Origin of the sequence: Halochromatium roseum (assembly GCF_016653315.1) — a bacterium.
GTDB lineage: Bacteria > Pseudomonadota > Gammaproteobacteria > Chromatiales > Chromatiaceae > Lamprobacter > Lamprobacter roseus.
On sequence record NZ_NHSH01000057.1, the window covers coordinates 338,955 to 355,623 of the forward strand.

The following is a 16,669-nucleotide window of genomic DNA, read 5'->3' on the forward strand; positions in this document are numbered from 1 at the left end:
CCATGCCTGACTTGACGTCGCCCCAGGCGGTGCTGTTCGACCTCGACGGCACCTTCGCCGATACCGCGCCGGACATGGCCGCGGCACTGAACCGGCTGCTGGCACGCTACGACCGACCACCCGTGCCGCTCAAGCAGGCGCGCTGTCATGTCTCCTCAGGCTCACGCGGGATGCTGGCGGTGGGCTTCGGCCTGATGCCGGGCGACCCCGACTATGAGCTGTTGCGCACCCAGTACCTGGACCTCTACGCGGCCGATATCCATTGCGATACCTGCCTCTTCCCCGGCATCAGCGATCTGCTCGAGGCGCTGGACGCGCAAGGGATCTGCTGGGGCATCGTCACCAATAAGCCGGGCTGGCTGACCGATCCATTGCTCGAGGCGATGGCGCTACCGATCCGGCCCGCCTGCGTGGTCAGCGGTGATACCGCCCCGCGCGCCAAGCCGCATCCAGACCCGCTGTTCCATGCCTGCGGCATGATCGACCGCGATCCGAAGGCTTGCTGGTATGTCGGGGATGATCATCGCGACATCCTCGCCGGACGTGCGGCCGGCATGCGCACGCTGGCGGCACTCTATGGCTATCTCGGCGTCGAACTGCATCCGCGTGACTGGGGCGCGGACGGGCTGCTCGAGCATCCGCTCGAGGTGCTGCGCTTTCTCGACGCCGATGCATTAAACGGCATCCCAGGCTAAGCTGATGTCGGCGGCCAACATGGATCATCAAGCCGGCGCGACCAGCGCAGATCAGGCTGCAAGCGCCGCCAGCCTCGAATGGGGCTTTCCGAATCGCGCCACTCCAGCAGGCTCCAGTGCCTACTACACTGTGCGCATGAGCGAGGCCCCGCATCGAAATGCGCTCGCGGCGCTGTTCGCCCTGCGCGCCGAGCTGCAAGCGATCCCCGATCAGGTCAGCGATCCCGGCATTGCCCGGATCAAGCTCGATTGGTGGCGTACCGAGATCGATCGCCTCTTTGCCGGCGAGCCACGGCATCCGCTGACTGAGCGCCTAGCCCCAGTCGTCGCCCAGCACCGTCTTCCGCAATCCGCCTTCATCGACCTGATCGAGGGCGTCGATCGCGTCTTGCGCGCGCACCGCCACCCTGACCAGGAAACGCAGCGCCAGAGTGACGAACAAGACCTCGGCGCCCTGTTCGAACTCATCGCCCGCTGCGAAGGCGCTGACGCTGACAACGACCAAGGCCAGCTCACCAGGGCGCGGCGCACCGGCGGCTGGTGCGCCCAGGTTCGGCGTATCCGCGACGCTGGCCTCTTGCTGCGCCGCGGTCGCGAGGTGCTCCCGGCCGACCAGCTCACCGCGGCCAGACTCAGCCATGAGCAGCTCGCCAGCGCCGACGGACGCCAACGCCTGCCTGAGCTATTGCGACCGATCGCCGAGCAATTGCGTGCGGCAGGCCCCGACCAGGCCCCGACCAAGGCCAAGCCCGAGCGCGAGCAAACCCAAGCGGGCCATGCGATCCCCAGCCCCCAGCGCAGCCAGTGGTTCGGCGCCTTCGCCGGGCTGACACCGGCCATCCGAGTCCAGCTCCGCTTACACCAAGACCTGCTCAACGTCCTCCACCGCAGCGACTTCAACGTCGCCGATCAACGCATCGGTCTCACCCCGCTGCGGAAATTCTGGCTGGCTTGGAGGGCGGCCGCACAGGGCTCGGCGTCAAGCGAGGTCGCTCAATGAGGTCGCTCAATGAGGTCACTCAATGATAAAGGACGCCCGATCCGCCGACATTGACCTGCTGCTGCCCTATCAGATCGATCTCTGCCAGGTTGAGTCCGTTGAGAATGCGGCTTTGCTCGCGCACATCGAGCGCGTCGGCCAACCGCTCTATCCGACACCCTCGGGATAACCCGACTGCTCGACTGCGATACGGCTGCTAGAATGGTGCCATGTTTGCCTAGCCCGGCCGCAAGGCCCCAGCCCTCCTGATGAACATACTCCTCGCGAATCCCCGCGGCTTCTGCGCCGGCGTCGATCGCGCCATCGAGATCGTCGAGCGCGTGCTCGAGCTCTACGGCGCGCCGATCTATGTGCGCCACGAGGTGGTGCATAACCGCTATGTGGTCGACGACCTGCGCAACCGCGGCGCGATCTTCGTCGATGACATCGGCGCGATCCCGAACGGCGCCACCTGCATCTTCAGCGCTCATGGCGTCTCACAGCAGATTCGCGAGCAGGCCGCCGAGCGCGGACTGCGCATCTTCGACGCCACCTGCCCACTGGTCACCAAGGTCCACCTCGAGGTTGCACGCCACTGCAAGGCTGGCTTCGATGTGGTGTTGATCGGCCATCGCGGTCACCCCGAGGTCGAAGGCACGCTCGGCCAATGCCAGGCCGATGGCGGCCGCATGCACCTGATCGAGACCGCCGCTGAGGTCGCTGACCTCGTGGTCCAAGACCCAGACCGCGTCGCCTATGTGACCCAGACCACCCTCTCGGTCGATGACACGGCCGGCGTCATCGAGGCCTTGCGCACACGCTTCCCGAACCTGACCGGCCCGAAGAAGAGTGACATCTGCTACGCCACGCAGAACCGACAGGATGCAGTGCGCTCACTCGCCGCCGAGGCCGATCTGATGCTGGTGGTCGGCTCGGCCAATAGCTCAAACTCGAACCGGCTGCGCGAGCTGGCCGAGAAGCAAGGCATCCCGGCCTATCTGATCGACGGTGCTGACGATATTCAGCGCGATTGGCTGCGCGACGGCGCCCGAGTCGCGCTCACTGCCGGTGCATCGGCCCCAGAGCTGTTGGTTGAGCAGGTGATCGCCAAGCTCCAGGAATGGGGCGCAGGTGATGTCAAAGAGCAATCCGGTATCCGCGAGCAGGTGGTGTTTGCCCTTCCGAAAGAATTACAGCCGACGAGCGCCGAGCCTCGGATCGAGGCTGATGCCGAGCAGACTAGCGTTTGACTATGAAGAAGATATTGATCATTGGTGGCGGTGTCATCGGCCTGATGACCGCGCGTGAACTCAGCCAAGCCGGGGCCGAGGTCGCCCTGATCGAGATGGGCAGTACGGGCAAGGAGTCGTCCTGGGCTGGCGGCGGCATCCTCTCGCCACTTTATCCTTGGCGCTACCGCGGAGCAGTAACCGCTCTGGCGAGCTGGAGCCAGCGCATCTATCCGGAATTCTGCGAAGCGCTGTTTGAAGAGACGGGGGTCGATCCCGAATACAACCGCTCAGGGTTGATGATCCTGGACCCCGATGCGCCCGATCTGGCGCTGAACTGGGCCGAGACTGAGCAGGCACCGATGGAGATCCTCAATCGTGCCGCGATTGCTGAGCAGGAGCCCGGTCTCGAGGTCGCGACCGACGCCGGGCTCTGGATGCCTGAGGTTGCACAAATCCGCAATCCTCGTCTGACCAAGGCCCTGCACGCGAGCATCAGCAAACGGGTCGAGATGCGTGAGCGCGAGGAGGTACTGGATCTGCAAGTGGAGGATGGTCGCGTGCGCGGCGTCACCACCACCAGCGGCCGCATCGAAGCCGAGCATGTGATCGTCTGTACCGGCGCCTGGACCGCGCAGTTGCTCGAGAAGCTCGGACGCAAGCCGAACATCCGCCCAGTGCGCGGACAGATGATCCTGTTCTATGCCAAGCCTGGGCAGATCCGGCATCTATCGCTCTACCGTGAACGCTATGTGATCCCGCGCAAGGACGGCCGGGTGCTGATTGGCAGCACACTCGAAGAAGCCGGTTTCGAGAAACGCACCACCGCCGAGGCCAAGGAAGAGCTGTATCGGGTCGCGACTGAGATGTTCCCGCTGCTCAAGCGCACGCCGATCGAGGATCACTGGGCCGGGCTGCGGCCGGGCTCCCCGAGTGGCATCCCCTATATCGCTCCATACCCCGGTGCCGAAGGCCTCTATGTGAATGCTGGACACTTCCGTAATGGCTTGGTCACAGGACCCGCATCGGCGCGTTTGATCGCTGATATCGTGCTCGAACGACCGCCGATCCTGCCGCCATCGGCCTACGCCTTGGATAGTCCGCGCACCTAAGGCGCATGGCGCGGCCTCACCCCGGCAGCTGCATCGCGTGAGATTCCGGTTGAGCGCGAGCCGGCAGCGCATGCAAAACCGCGGCTTGTTCAAGCAAGCGCCGAGCGACCCGTTGCGCGCACGGCTGTTCCGCGACCTGGTGCTGCTGATCCTGGTCACGGTCGGCGTGCTCGCCACGGCCAGTGCGCTGCTGATCAACGACATCAAGCGCGACTTCGCGAAAGCCAGGCTCCAAGACGCCTCGGCACTGGTGCGCGACGAGGTCAATGGACTGCTGCTGCCCGTCGCCCAACAGCTGTTGATCCTGCGCGATGGGCTGCGCAATCGTGAGCTGAGGCCGACCGACGTCCAGGCGCTGAATGAGCACTTGATGCCGGCATTGGCACACATGCGCCAGATCGCCGGAGCGGTGGTCGCGGATGACGCCGGGCGCGAGTATTTCCTTCGGCTCGACGGTGAGCGTTGGATCACGCGCGAGCGCCTGTCGGCCTTTGATGCCGCAACCGGCAACGTAGCGGCCTCGGGGGTCCCAGAGCGGATCTCGGAATGGCGCAACGATGATGAGCGCATCAGCGCTCAGCAGCAGCCCAGCACCCACGACCCCAGGCAGCGGCCCTGGTTCCAGGCCGCTATCCAACAGCTGCAAGCCGGTGGCGCAGAAGATGCCGAAACCGGAGGATCAGGCGGACTAGGAGAACCAGGAGAACCAGGAGAAGCCGAAAAAGCTCGAGAAGCTGGAGAATTAGCAGCGGCAGCAGCGGCAGACTCTGTCTCCAGCCAAGATCGGCGAACATTGCTCTCAGCGCCGGTGACCTGGAGCCTACCCTACCAATTCCTCTCCCTCGACGAGCCGGGGATCACCGTCGCCACCGCCTGGCATGAGGATGAAGCGCTGTTGGTCCTCGCGCTCGATGTCACCCTTGCTCGCATCTTGACGACCATCGACCGGCAGCAGGCAAACACCGCCGGTTATGGGTTCCTGTTCGATCGCGAGGGCGGTGTTTATGGCTCCCAGGTCAGCGGCAGCTCAAACCCCACACAGCCCGAAGAACACCTGGGCGCTGGTCTTGCCGCGAGCGGATTCGATAACCCTGAGCAACGCCTTGGCTATTCGTCACCGCCTGGCGCGACGACCTTCGCGGCCATTGCGGCTTGGCGTGCTGCCGGCGAGCCAGAAGATCAGCCGGTACGCTTTGAAAGCGGCGGCAGCCATTGGTGGGCAGGGTTCGTCCCGCTGGAACCGGTGAAGCGCAAGGCCTGGGTCGGAGTTGCCTACCCCAGCGCCGGCCCGCTTGGACTACTGCAGCAGCGCTGGCCGCTGTTTGCAGCCAGCGCGCTGGCAATCTTGGCGCTCGGTATCGGCCTGGCGCTGCTGGTCGTGCGGCGCTATAGCCATCAGCTGCGTGATCTGCCGAAGCTCAGTATCGATCCGAGCCAGTCCGACACTGAACTCTACGACCTCATCGGCCGTGGTGAGAGCGCGCACCTCGAGTTCAAATCGACCATGCGCCTGAATCTGCGCAGCGGCAAGAACGACAAGGCGATCGAGTTGGCTTGGCTCAAGGGTGTTGCCGCCTTCCTCAACAGCGAGGGCGGTATTCTGTTGCTGGGTGTCGCCGACGATGGCGAGGTGCTCGGGCTTGCCGGTGACGGTTTCGCCAATGATGACAAATGCTTACTGCACTTCAAGAATCTCGTCAATCAGCATCTCGGTGCAGAGGCGATGCGCCATCTCCGCTTCAGGCTGTTCAGGCTCGACGACAAGCAGATCGGCGCCATCGAATGCGAGCCCGCCGAGACCCCCGTCTATCTCCGCCCGGGCAACGGCGAGTCGTTCCTGATCCGCACTGGGCCATCGAACAGCGAGCTGCCGATCAGCCGCGCTCTGGGCTACATCGAAAGCCGCTTCTGAGGTCGGTGGCTTCCTTACCACCCGCTAACTAGGCGCCTGGGCGCCTTGCCTCAGCTCGCCTCAGACTCGGATTTCGTCTCGGGCGGGATCTGCTGGCGGTGCGGTGCGATCAGTTCGCCGATCTTGTCGCCAATCCACTGGAACATCACATAGAGACCCGGGATCACCAGGATGCCGAAGATGGTCGCAGCCAGCATGCCGCCCAACACCGTAAAGCCGAGGTGAATCCGTGAATTCGCCCCGGCGCCAGTGGCGAGCACTAGCGGTAGCAGACCGATGATGAAGGCCATCGCCGTCATCAACACCGCCCGGAACCGCATCCGCGCGCCAGCAAGTGCTGCATCGAAGCGGCTCTTACCCTCCTCGCGCTGCTCCTTGGCAAACTCGACGATCAGGATCGCATTCTTGGCCGCAAGACCGATCAGCAACACCAGGCCAATCTGGGTATAGAGATCGTTATCCAGGCCGACCAGCCAGACCGTCAACAGTGCGCCCAGGATCGCGATCGCCACCGAGGTCAGCACCGAGAACGGGATCGCCCAGCTCTCGTAGAGGGCAACCAGGAACAGATAGCCGAAGAGCACCGCCAGGCCAAAGATCGCCGCCTCGCTCCCCGCACTCTGTTGCGCCTCTTGGTAAGACATCCCGGTCCACTCATAGCTGTAACCGTCCGGCAATGCCGTCTTGGCCGCCTCTTCCATCGCCGTCATGGCATCACCGGTCGAATAGCCAGGCGCTGGACTGCCGTTGATCGAGGCCGTCATGAACTGATTGTAATGAAAGACCAGATCAGCACCGAGCTCATTGCGGATCTCGGCCACCTCGGCAATCGGTACCATCTTGCCGGCACTCGAGCGCACATAGGTACTACCAATGTTTTCAGCCGCCTTACGCGCATCCTGCTCGCCTTGTAGATTGACCTGGAAGGTCCGGCCGAGATAGGTGAAGTTGTTGACATAGGTGCTACCAAACACCGCTTGCATGGTGTTGAACAGGGTCGCGACCGGTATCTCCAGGTACTCCGCCTTGGTCCGGTTCAGATCCAGGAACAACCGTGGCGTATCAGCGCTGAAAGTGGAATAAGCCTGCGCAATCCGCGGATCTTGATTGGCGGTGGCGAGCAGCCCTTTCATCACCTGCGTCAGCTCCTCCGGTGACTGACCGCCAAGGGCTTCAAGTTGCATGGTGAAGCCACCGGCATTGCCAAGACCAGGGATCGGCGGGGGCGGAAAGACCAGGATGTTCGCACCTGGAATCGCGTTGTACTGAGCGGTGAGGTTTGCATACAGCGCCCCAAGCTTGGTGTCCGGCGTGGTGCGCTCGTCCCAGGGCTTGAGCACGATGACGCCGAGTCCGCTGTTGGATGACACCGAGTTGGTCAGGATACTGAAACCAACGACCGACAAGACGTTCTCGACACCCGGTGCCTTTTCGGCAATCGCCCGCGCTTGCGCCAACACCTCGGAGGTCCGGGGCAGCGAGGCGCCGCTTGGCAGACTGGCATCCAGATAGAGTACGCCCTGATCTTCGTTGGGTAAGAATCCCGTCGGCAGACGATCGAGCAAGACCGCCGAGCCGACACCAACCGCAATGATAATGAGGCCAGCGACGGCCGAGCGCCGGGCGATCAATGCCACGACCCAGACATAGCCGTTACGCGTGCCTTCAAGCCCCGCGTTAAACCATTTAAAGGGTCCACGTTTGGCGGGCTTCGGCGTGCCCAGGAACAACGAGGTGAGTACCGGCGACAGGGTCAGCGCGTTCAACGCCGAGATCGCCACCGCCGCCGAGATAGTGACCGCAAATTGGCGGAACAGCTCACCGGAGATGCCAGGAATGAAGGCCACTGGCGCAAAGATCGCGAACAGCACCAGGGTGGTCGAGATGATCGGCCCTGTGACCTGCTGCATGGCTTTCAGCGTTGCGGCGCGCCGGTCAAGGCCATCCTCGAGCATGATGCGCTGCACGTTCTCGACCACGACGATCGCATCATCGACCACCAGGCCGATCGCGAGCACCACCGCGAACAGGCTAATCGTATTGGCCGAAAAGCCAACTGCAAGCAAGACGATGAAGACGCCAATCAGCGACACCGGAATCGTCACCGCTGGCACAATGGTCGCCCGCAGATCCTGCAGAAACAAGAACACGACGATCAACACGATGACGGCGGTGATGGCCAGGGTGACGACGATCTCATGGATCGACGCCCTCACGAACAGCGTCGAGTCATACATCACCTCAGCCGCGACGCCATCCGGAAAGCGCGCCTTGAGTGTCTCAAGCTCCGCACGTACCGCATTAGCGACATCCAGGGCGTTGGCACCGGGCGCCTGATAGATGGCGATACCGGCAGCAGGCTTGCCATTGAAGGTGGTGACCGCGTCATAGGCCTCAGAGCCCAGCTCGACCCGAGCGATATCCTTGATGCGTACAATGCCCCCGTCCGTGCTCGTGCGCACGACGATCTCGCCGAACTCCTCCGGCTTGACCAGCTGGCCTTCTGTCACGATGGTGAATTGCGATACCTGATCAGCGGCAATCGGCGGTCCACCGATCTGGCCAAGTGCGGCCTGGATGTTCTGCGCCTGAATTGCCTGCTGCACATCCTGTGGGGTGATGCCGAGCGCCGCCATGCGCTCCGGCTTCAGCCAAATGCGCATCGAGTAGTCTAAGGGTCCAAACTGGTTCGCCTCACCGACCCCGTTGACGCGCGCCAACTCATCTTGGATGTTGATGGTGGCGTAGTTCGACAGGAAGAGCGCATCTTTGCTGTTATCGGGCGAAAAGACCGAGATGACGAGCAGCAGATTGGTTGATTGCGCCTGTACCGTGACACCGAGCTGCTGGACCTCCTGCGGCAGCTTCGCCAGCGCCTGTGAGACCCGATTCTGGGTGTTCACCTGGGCGATATCCGAATCGACTCCGACATCGAAGGTGACCTGAAGGCTGTAGATCCCAGCGCTTGAGGCGGTTGACGACATATAGGTCATGCCCTTGACGCCGTTGACCTGTTCCTCGATAGGGCCACCGACCGTGTCGGCGATGGTCTTGGCATCGGCACCAGGATAACTCGCCGTGACCTGGACCACGGGCGGGGTGATCGGCGGATACTGAGACACCGGAATGGCAAACATCGCCAACAAACCGGCGACCACGATGACAATGGAGACGACGGCCGCCAACCGTGGCCGTTCGACGAAGGTCTTAGAAATCATTTGGAGTCGCTCGCGCCGTTGCTGGTTGCTGACGCAGCAGCCCCGGACTGAGCACTGCCACTGCCGTCAGCGCGATCATCCGTCGTGCTGCTCGATGCGCTCTGTTTGACCGGCTTCACCACGATGCCCGGCTTGACCTTTTGCAACCCTGAGACGATGACGACCTCGCCACTTTGCAGACCCGATGTCACGGCATAACCAGTGCCAACCTGAACCCCGGTCTCAATCGGGCGCTGCTCAACACGATTGCCCTGACCGACCACGTAGACCTGCTCACCATCACGGGTACGCAGGATGGCTGAGGCTGGAACCACCGGCTCGCTTTTGGTCTCGGCCGTGCGCACCAAGGCGGTCACGAACTGACCGGGCAGCAAGATCCGATCGGGATTTGGAAAGTCGGCATAGATCGGGATCGTGCCCGTGGATGGATCGACCTGGTTATCGGCAAACGCGACCTTGCCCTTCTGATCGTAGGTCTTGCCAGTCGGGAGAATCAGCTCTGGTACAAATAGATCCCGCGCCTCTTCAGCACCGTCGCCAGCAACGCGCTCTTGCAGGCGAACGAAATCCGCGCTCGGAATCGAGAACACCGCTCGAATCGGATCGAGCTGCACGACCGTCGCCAAGGTACCGCTGCTCGGATTGACCAGATTCCCCTCCGTGTATTGGGTCGCGCCGATGCGCCCCGCGATCGGACTCGAGATGGTGGTGTAGCCAAGATTGATCTTGGCCTGTTGGATGGCCGCTTGTGCCTGTTTGATACTGGCCTTGGCACTCTCAACGTTCGCCTGCGCCTCATCGCGCTGTGCCTTGGCCCGATCGAAATTGGTCTGCGAGGTATCACCCTTCTTGACCAACACCGCGAAGCGCTCGAAGTCGGCTTGCTTATCTTCCAAGGTCGCCTTCGCGCTCGCGAGTTGGGCCTGCGATGCGGCTAACTGCCCTTCAGCGCTGGCCAGTGCGGCCTGATACTGATCCTGCTCGATCTGATAGAGCAGCTGATCAGCCGTCACCGTCCGCCCTTGCTCGAAGGCAACCTTGTTCAGGAAGCCTTCGACGCGCGCCCGCACCTCGACCGACTGGATCGCTTTGATGGTGCCGATGTAGCGCCGCTCAGCAGCGACGTCCTGCAACTGCACTGCGGAGACGATCACCCCCGGAGGCGGAGTCTGCTCCTGCTGTGCGCTCGACGAATCCCCATTGGTATCCTTGTTCTTGCTCGCCTTGTCGGCGTCAGCATTGGCTCCACTAACCAGAATGGTCCCGAGCAAGAGCATGAAACTGATCAGTAATGCTTTGCCCCCAAGGCGTTGGCTGAGCTTGGTGCATCGGCTGTCGATCTCGCGACCTGACGCGTTCAGGCTGTCGTTCCGGGATGCCCTGAGCGCCTGAACTTGGGGCTGGCCCGGGCGGCGGTTAGGTAACGGCAGCCGAGCTTCGCCGCTGGCCTGCTCGGGCCTGGCTCTGCTGGCGCTCGCGTTGGCTGAGCGCGACCTCGGTTGCGATGGCATCCAACTCATTGGCGATCACTCCTTAATAAGAGAGAAGCTGAAGCAAAATCGATAGCAGGCGACTGAATCAATAGCCTGGCTGCTCGGATGGCGGGGGCATGGGCCTTGGTAACCCCTTTAGCACCGCGGCCACATCACGGCTGAAACGCCCCAGACATCGGCTCATCGCGGCCACGATGGCCTCGGAATCCTGCCCAGCATCGGCCGTTGTCATCAGCCCACCGACGGATGGCGCTTGAGCGCCACCCGCGTCCGCAGGCACGGATTGGATTGGGCAGCGGTAGAGATCGTCGCGCGAGGCCAAGGTCTGCTCTAGGCGCGGGTCCATTACCGCCCAGCGCACATTCAGCACCGCCTCTCCACCCTGGCGCCCTTCGAAGTTGACCACCTCTGCGGTGATGCGGAAATCGAGCGGTGCCCGCGACTCGGAAGGGAAGATCAGGATACGGCTGGTGTCGAGCAGATGGCCCAGGTTCTGGCCCCAAACGCGCAGAAAGTCATCCTGTAAGGTGCCGCCCCAACGGTTGAACTCCTCCAGATCCAAGCGGTTGTAGCCATCGCGCACCACCAGCTGCGGGCGGTCGAGAAACTGCGGGAAGACCACCGGGCCGATCCCAATCGACAGGTTGCCACCTCGGATATCGCTGTTGCGGCTATCCGCCTCAGGCAGCGGCGTCAGCACATAGAAACGCGATGGCGGCGAGCTGGCGCAGGCGCTCAGCAGCCCAAGGCACAGGAGTATGAGCAGCCGGATTGTTATTGAATACTTCATCGCTGCATGCCCCCTTTACCCCGAATCAGGGCCTCTGGATGTCGGTCTAAGTAATCCGCGAAGGTGCGAATCGAGCGCGCCGCGGCGCCAATGTCGCGTATTGTACGCACGCTTTCGACGCTCAGGGGCGCATCTGCCCCGATCAGCCCGTTGATATTCGCGACAACCGCTCGGCTTTGACTCAGGATCGCGATCAGTTCCGGTGCAATACGGCTGTCTAACTGGTTGGCGATCGAGGTCAGATCGGTGATCGCCTGCTCGAGCTCTTTGAGCGCCTGCTTGGTCTCGGTCGACTCAACCAGCTCCCGCGCACTGCCAAGGATGCTGCTGAGGTCGTCTCCAATCTCCGCCAGCGGCAAGGACTCGACCTTGGTGAGGATGTTCTTCACCTTGGTCGTCACCTCCTCAATCGGCGCCGGGACTGTCGGTAGCACAGGATAGCCATTCTGCTCACGCAGGACCGCATCGGGGGCGTCTTGGTGGAAATCCAGGTCCACGTAGAGTTGGCCAGTCAGCAGGCTACCGGTCTTGAGCTGGCCGCGCATGCCCGCCGCGATCAGGTTGTTGAGGATATCCGGGTCATTGACCAGGGCCTTTTCGACCCCACCAGCGACATTGATCCGTTCTGGCTCGATCTCGATCAGCACCGGGATCGAAAACGCGAGCTCGTCGGGATCGAAACGCAATTGGATGTCTAGCACCTGCCCGATCTGGATGCCCTGCAGCACGACCGGCGCGCCGACGCTCAGCCCGCGCACCGAGCCTGTAAAGACCATCAGGTAGCGTTGCTTGTTCAGGTAGATACGCTCATGCGCGTCGGCGCGATTCGCATACAGCGGGAAGAACTGGTCGGCCGTTGCCGGCGCGCCCTTGGTCTCGAGGGTGTCGGGGGTGTCGAAGGCAATACCGCCGAGCAACACCGAGATCAGGGACTCGGTATCCAGATTGACACCATCAGCGGTGAGCGACAGATCGATGCCACTGGCGTTCCAAAACCGCGTGTTCACGAACACCAGGCGGTCGTGTGGCTTGGTGATGAAGATATCGATGGTCACCGCATCGCCGTCCGCATCAAGTTCGTAATTCACCACCTGTCCGACCTGAATGTGTCGGTAATAGACCGGCGAGCCGAGGTTGAGCGAGCCGAGCGTCTGCGAACGTAGCCGAAAGCGCATTCCTGGCTCATCGGTCGTGATCACCGGCGGTTCAGGCAAGCCTTTGAAATGGCGGCTCGACTTGCCGTCGATGACGGGATCGATCGCGATGTAGGCACCGGAGAGCAGCGTCTCCAGACCCGACACCCGGCTCGCGGTAATGCGCGGCCGCGCGACCCAGAAGCGGGTCTGGTCGGTCAGATAGCGCTCGGAGCCGCTGGTCAACTGGGCCGTGACCTTGACGCCTTGCAGGTCTTCGGTGACGCCAATCGCCGTCACCTGGCCGATATTGACGTCCTTGAACTTGACCTTGGTCTTGCCGGCCTGCAGCCCCGAGGCATCCTTAAAGCTGATGGTGATGGTCGGACCCTGCTCGGACCAGGTCTTGTAGGCAAGCCAACCACCCACGATCAAGGCCAGGATCGGCAGCAGCCAAACCAGAGAGAGCCGGTCGGCCTTGACCACCCGAGCCTCAGGGAGTGCCGAGGTGTCGCGATCGCTCAGCACCTCGATCGCTGGCCCCTCTGTGTGTTCTGAATCAGTTGGCATCGGGCAGGGCCTTACCAATCGGGCGCCAGGGACGCGCTTGCTCAGGCTGTACACCGTCTCCTGTCTCATCGCGAGCATCGCCGGTCTGCTGCGCCTGAGCCCGGATTGACGCCTCTTTCCGCCTAGCGGGGTTATCCGGGCTGCCGGGGTTCTCGCCAGCGGCGTCCCAAATCAGCCGCGAATCGAAGGCCATGGCCGCAAACATGGTCAGGATGACCACTGCACAGAAGAACACCGCGCCGGCCTCGGCCTGGATACTGGCCAGATTGCCCAGATGCACCAGCGCCACCAAGATCGTCACCACATAGACATCCACCATCGACCAGCGGCCGATGGCTTCGGTAATCCGGTACAGCCGGGTACGCTCGCGCGGGCGCCAGCGCGAACCGACTTGAACCGAGAGCAGGAGGAAGATCAAGATCAGGAGCTTCAACAGCGGCACGAAGATACTCGCAATGAACAGGATGGCAGCCAAGGGCAGCATACCGTGATTCAGCAGGAAGACGACTCCACTCAAGATCGTATCCGATTGCGTCTGCCCGAGGCTGGTGACGGTCATCACCGGATAGACATTGGCCGGGATGTAGAACGCGAGCGCAGCCAGCACCAGGGCCCAGGTCCGTTGAAGACTCCTCGGCTTACGCTGATGCAGGATATCGCGACAACGCGGGCAGCGCAGGAACTGAGCCCCAAGTGTCGAACTGATCCCGTCGTCGCGCAGCGCCTCCTGCTTCGGGACAACCAATTCACAGACATCGCAGCCGAGCACCGGCTCACCGGCACGCGGCAGCCGCCTCACCCGCTCTGGCAGCGGCACCCGTTCCCAAACGATATCCGGGTCGAGCGAGGCCTGAGCTGCAGCCAGCACGAAGATCAGGATCACGAAGGCGAACAGCGAGGTTCCGGGCACAATGGTCGCCATATCGGCAAGCTTGACCACCGATACCAGGATGCCGATCAGAAACACGTCCATCATGCCCCAGGGCACCATGGTCTTGAACCAGCGAAACAGCGTCGGATAGCCCGGCGGCAGCCCGCGGCCGAGCTTCAATGGCGCCAAGACCATCAGCAACAGCAACAATTGAAGTCCCGGGGCGAGGATGGCGGTGAAGAAGACCACCGCGGCCACTTCCCCTTTACCCTGCTCGGTGAGATCGGCAACACCGCTGAACAGCGTCGTCTCCGTGCGCTGCCCCTGCATCTCGAACGAGAGGAACGGAAAACTGTTCGCGACGATGAACAGAACCAGCCCAGTGAGCGCAAAGGCCAGGGTGCGATCCAAGCTTGCCGGCCGATGTCGATGCAGTTGATGACCACAGCGCACACAACGTGATGATCCACGCGGCGGTAGCGGCGGGCTGCGCTGCAGCAGATCGCACGCCTCGCACAGGCTCAGATGGGTGTCACACATGCGTTTGATGTTAGGTGCTGCTTGCCATCAGTTCGCGATCAGCAGCACAGCCATCAACAACAGTCCGGCTTCGGTCAGCTCGACCAAGGCACCTGCTGTATCACCAGTGAAGCCACCGAGACGCTCGAGCATGCTGCGCCGCCAGACAAACAGCAACAGACCCGCTGTGACAACCAGTGCGACACCAAGCGCCCAATGGCCAGCGATTGCAAACAGCAGCAGGGCGAGCAACCCGCTCAAAGCGAGCACGAGGCTGGCGCCACGGCGTGGAAGGCGTTGCTGCAGTGCAGCGCCCAAACCATCGGGGCGCGCCGAGACCGTGGTCAGGGGTAATGCGAGCAGCTGCGCCCGCGCCAGCGCCGGCGTCAGCAACAAGACCAACGCGCCCGCTAGCCCCAGCGGCAAGGAGGCAAGCGCCGCGAACTTGACCAACAGGATCAGCACCAGCACGACCACGCCCATTGAGCCGGTCAGCGGGTCCTTGAGGATCTTCAGGGTACGTTCGCGGCTGTCGAGCCCACCCACCCAGGCATCGGCACAGTCGCCGAGTCCGTCCAGGTGCAAACCGCCGGTGCTCCAGACCCAGCATGCAAGCAGCAGCGCAGCAGTCGCCAGCGGCGGCGCTCCAGCCGGCAGGCTGCTCACCCCGAGCCAGAGCAGGAGCAAGGATGCGCCCAGCAACAGACCAACGAGCGGATAGCAGAGTGCCGAACGGCCCAGGGTGACCGGGTCCACATCGAGCGGGCTCGCATCACTCGCCACGGGCAACGGGAAGCGCGTCAGAAAGCGCATTGCGACCCAGCAGGGAATCGGGAGATCCCGAAGCCGCTTCACCCCGTGCCCCTCATCATCTGTGGCAAGCAGCACGGCCGGTCAATCCACGCTCAAACCTTCGCCTCCGGTTAGCCTGCTCTCGTTGCCAACCAAGAGCGCTAACAGTGGGAATCACGATCGTTGTCTTGCGCAAGCGCGGCGAATCCTTGTACTAAAGTGAATCTCAGGCGATTCATTATCCGGCGTTGCGCCGCGCCATGAGCCTTAGGACTCAACAAGCACTCAGGCACTGGCGGAACGCCAACGCTGAAACCAAGTCACCACAGCGACAGCCGCAGCGCCAGCGAGGACTCCGACGAGGCCGTTGATGAGCATCGGCGTCAGTGCTCCGAGCATGCCTCCGAATCCCTCCGCCAAGTGCTCGAGCCCATGATGCAGTGCCGGGATGCCGTGCACCAGGATGCCGCCACCGACCAAGAACATCGCGATCATCCCGAGCACCGACAACAATTTCATCAGGTAGGGCGCCACGAACAGGATCGCGCGCCCCAGCGCGCGCTTAGCCCGATCCGCCAACGCCTCGCCTTCGGTCTCGCTTAGGGCCATCCCAGCATCGTCGAGCTTGACGATGCCGGCAACGAGTCCGTACACGCCAACGGTCATCAGCAGCGCGATCCCAGAGAGCACCAGCACGCGGGTCAACAGTGGCGCGCCGGCGACGGTACCGAGCGTGATCGCAACGATCTCGGCTGAAAGGATGAAATCGGTGCGGATGGCACCCTTGATCTTGTCTTTTTCCAGCGTCTTGAGGTCGAGCTGAGGATTGGCCAGGGTCTCGGCGATCGCTTTCTGATGGGCCTGCTCCGCCTCGGCATCGTGGAGGTACTTGTGCGCCAGCTTCTCAAAGCCTTCGTAGCAGAGGAATAGGCCTCCGGCCATCAGCAATGGCGTAATCGCCCAAGGTGCGATCGCGCTGATCAACAGGGCTGCCGGCACCAGGATCAGCTTATTGACGAGTGAGCCCTTGAACACCGCCCAGACTACCGGCAGTTCACGCTCGGCGCGCACGCCAGTCACCTGCTGCGCGTTCAACGCCAGGTCATCACCGAGCACGCCAGCGGTCTTGCGCGCGGCGACCTTAGCGAGTATCGAGACATCGTCAAGGACGCTGGCGACGTCGTCGATCAGAGCAAGCAAACTGGTAGCGATCTCAGGACTCCTTACAAACTGGGGAGCATTCAAACTGGAGAGCAGTCATCATCATGCGCGTCGATTCGCGGGAATCTGCATCCGCAAATTACCAGCATCACCGCCACTCAACAAGCGTCGCAAGCCCATGCGCCGAGCTGTCCT

13 protein-coding genes are annotated in these 16,669 nt (G+C 62.6%); 5 read left to right on the forward strand and 8 right to left on the reverse strand.

The window, feature by feature from the left end; all coding sequences use genetic code 11:
* Nucleotides 1-2 precede the first annotated feature (2 nt).
* Nucleotides 3-695 carry an HAD family hydrolase gene (locus tag CCR96_RS12995; RefSeq protein ID WP_201220530.1) on the forward strand — a complete coding sequence of 231 codons (693 nt, stop codon included), beginning with the start codon at nt 3-5 and terminating at the stop codon, nt 693-695.
* Nucleotides 696-714: 19 nt separating this feature from the next.
* Complete coding sequence (locus CCR96_RS13000; RefSeq protein ID WP_201220531.1) at nt 715-1,695, forward strand: squalene/phytoene synthase family protein; 981 nt, start codon at nt 715-717, stop codon at nt 1,693-1,695.
* A 19-nt stretch (nt 1,696-1,714) separates the two neighbouring features.
* On the opposite strand, the gene CCR96_RS25095 is transcribed toward CCR96_RS13000, so the two are convergent.
* The gene (locus CCR96_RS25095) at nt 1,715-1,837 is read right to left on the reverse strand and encodes a hypothetical protein (protein WP_274601115.1); all 123 of its coding nucleotides are present in this window, start codon (nt 1,835-1,837) and stop codon (nt 1,715-1,717) included.
* 106 nt (nt 1,838-1,943) lie between these two features.
* Between CCR96_RS25095 and ispH the strand changes: the two genes are divergently transcribed.
* The 3 genes from ispH to CCR96_RS13015 all read left to right on the forward strand — a co-directional run bounded on the left by ispH (nt 1,944) and on the right by CCR96_RS13015 (nt 5,927).
* Complete coding sequence (gene ispH, locus CCR96_RS13005; protein WP_201220532.1) at nt 1,944-2,924, forward strand: 4-hydroxy-3-methylbut-2-enyl diphosphate reductase; 981 nt, start codon at nt 1,944-1,946, stop codon at nt 2,922-2,924.
* A gap of 2 nt (nt 2,925-2,926) precedes the next feature.
* Entirely contained in the window at nt 2,927-4,015 is a 1,089-nt protein-coding gene (gene thiO, locus CCR96_RS13010; RefSeq protein ID WP_201220533.1) for a glycine oxidase ThiO, read from the forward strand.
* Nucleotides 4,016-4,085: 70 nt separating this feature from the next.
* Nucleotides 4,086-5,927 (forward strand): AlbA family DNA-binding domain-containing protein, encoded by a 1,842-nt coding sequence (locus tag CCR96_RS13015; protein ID WP_242519026.1) that lies wholly within the window; start codon nt 4,086-4,088, stop codon nt 5,925-5,927.
* A gap of 50 nt (nt 5,928-5,977) precedes the next feature.
* Here the strand turns inward: CCR96_RS13015 and CCR96_RS13020 are convergent, their stop codons facing one another.
* The 7 genes from CCR96_RS13020 to CCR96_RS13050 form a co-directional block, all read right to left on the reverse strand.
* Complete coding sequence (locus tag CCR96_RS13020; protein WP_201220534.1) at nt 5,978-9,145, reverse strand: efflux RND transporter permease subunit; 3,168 nt, start codon at nt 9,143-9,145, stop codon at nt 5,978-5,980.
* Nucleotides 9,142-10,422 (reverse strand): efflux RND transporter periplasmic adaptor subunit, encoded by a 1,281-nt coding sequence (locus CCR96_RS13025; protein ID WP_201220535.1) that lies wholly within the window; start codon nt 10,420-10,422, stop codon nt 9,142-9,144. The genes CCR96_RS13020 and CCR96_RS13025 overlap by 4 nt, the downstream gene beginning before the upstream one ends.
* A gap of 301 nt (nt 10,423-10,723) precedes the next feature.
* Nucleotides 10,724-11,428, reverse strand: a complete 705-nt coding sequence (locus CCR96_RS13030; protein ID WP_201220536.1) for a PqiC family protein — start codon at nt 11,426-11,428, stop codon at nt 10,724-10,726.
* Nucleotides 11,425-13,131, reverse strand: coding sequence for a PqiB family protein (locus CCR96_RS13035; RefSeq protein WP_201220537.1), 1,707 nt, complete (start codon nt 13,129-13,131; stop codon nt 11,425-11,427). The genes CCR96_RS13030 and CCR96_RS13035 overlap by 4 nt, the downstream gene beginning before the upstream one ends.
* Entirely contained in the window at nt 13,121-14,542 is a 1,422-nt protein-coding gene (locus tag CCR96_RS13040) for a paraquat-inducible protein A (protein WP_201220538.1), read from the reverse strand. Before CCR96_RS13040 ends, CCR96_RS13035 begins: the two co-directional genes overlap by 11 nt.
* A 27-nt stretch (nt 14,543-14,569) precedes the next feature.
* Nucleotides 14,570-15,409 (reverse strand): adenosylcobinamide-GDP ribazoletransferase, encoded by an 840-nt coding sequence (gene cobS / locus CCR96_RS13045; RefSeq protein ID WP_338035876.1) that lies wholly within the window; start codon nt 15,407-15,409, stop codon nt 14,570-14,572.
* 189 nt (nt 15,410-15,598) lie between these two features.
* Nucleotides 15,599-16,525, reverse strand: coding sequence for a DUF808 family protein (locus tag CCR96_RS13050; protein ID WP_201220599.1), 927 nt, complete (start codon nt 16,523-16,525; stop codon nt 15,599-15,601).
* Between the last annotated feature and the right edge of the window lie 144 nt (nt 16,526-16,669).

What these genes read in the sequence shown, in the direction of transcription:
- thiO (WP_201220533.1), top strand. Translation starts at nt 2,927, where the DNA reads ATGAAGAAGATATTGATCATTGGTGGCGGTGTCATCGGCCTGATGACC.
- CCR96_RS13020 (WP_201220534.1), bottom strand. Translation starts at nt 9,145, where the DNA reads ATGATTTCTAAGACCTTCGTCGAACGGCCACGGTTGGCGGCCGTCGTC.
- CCR96_RS13030 (WP_201220536.1), bottom strand. Translation starts at nt 11,428, where the DNA reads ATGAAGTATTCAATAACAATCCGGCTGCTCATACTCCTGTGCCTTGGG.
- CCR96_RS13015 (WP_242519026.1), top strand. Translation starts at nt 4,086, where the DNA reads ATGCAAAACCGCGGCTTGTTCAAGCAAGCGCCGAGCGACCCGTTGCGC.
- CCR96_RS13035 (WP_201220537.1), bottom strand. Translation starts at nt 13,131, where the DNA reads ATGCCAACTGATTCAGAACACACAGAGGGGCCAGCGATCGAGGTGCTG.
- CCR96_RS13025 (WP_201220535.1), bottom strand. Translation starts at nt 10,422, where the DNA reads ATGCTCTTGCTCGGGACCATTCTGGTTAGTGGAGCCAATGCTGACGCC.
- ispH (WP_201220532.1), top strand. Translation starts at nt 1,944, where the DNA reads ATGAACATACTCCTCGCGAATCCCCGCGGCTTCTGCGCCGGCGTCGAT.
- CCR96_RS12995 (WP_201220530.1), top strand. Translation starts at nt 3, where the DNA reads ATGCCTGACTTGACGTCGCCCCAGGCGGTGCTGTTCGACCTCGACGGC.
- CCR96_RS13040 (WP_201220538.1), bottom strand. Translation starts at nt 14,542, where the DNA reads ATGTGTGACACCCATCTGAGCCTGTGCGAGGCGTGCGATCTGCTGCAG.
- CCR96_RS13000 (WP_201220531.1), top strand. Translation starts at nt 715, where the DNA reads ATGGATCATCAAGCCGGCGCGACCAGCGCAGATCAGGCTGCAAGCGCC.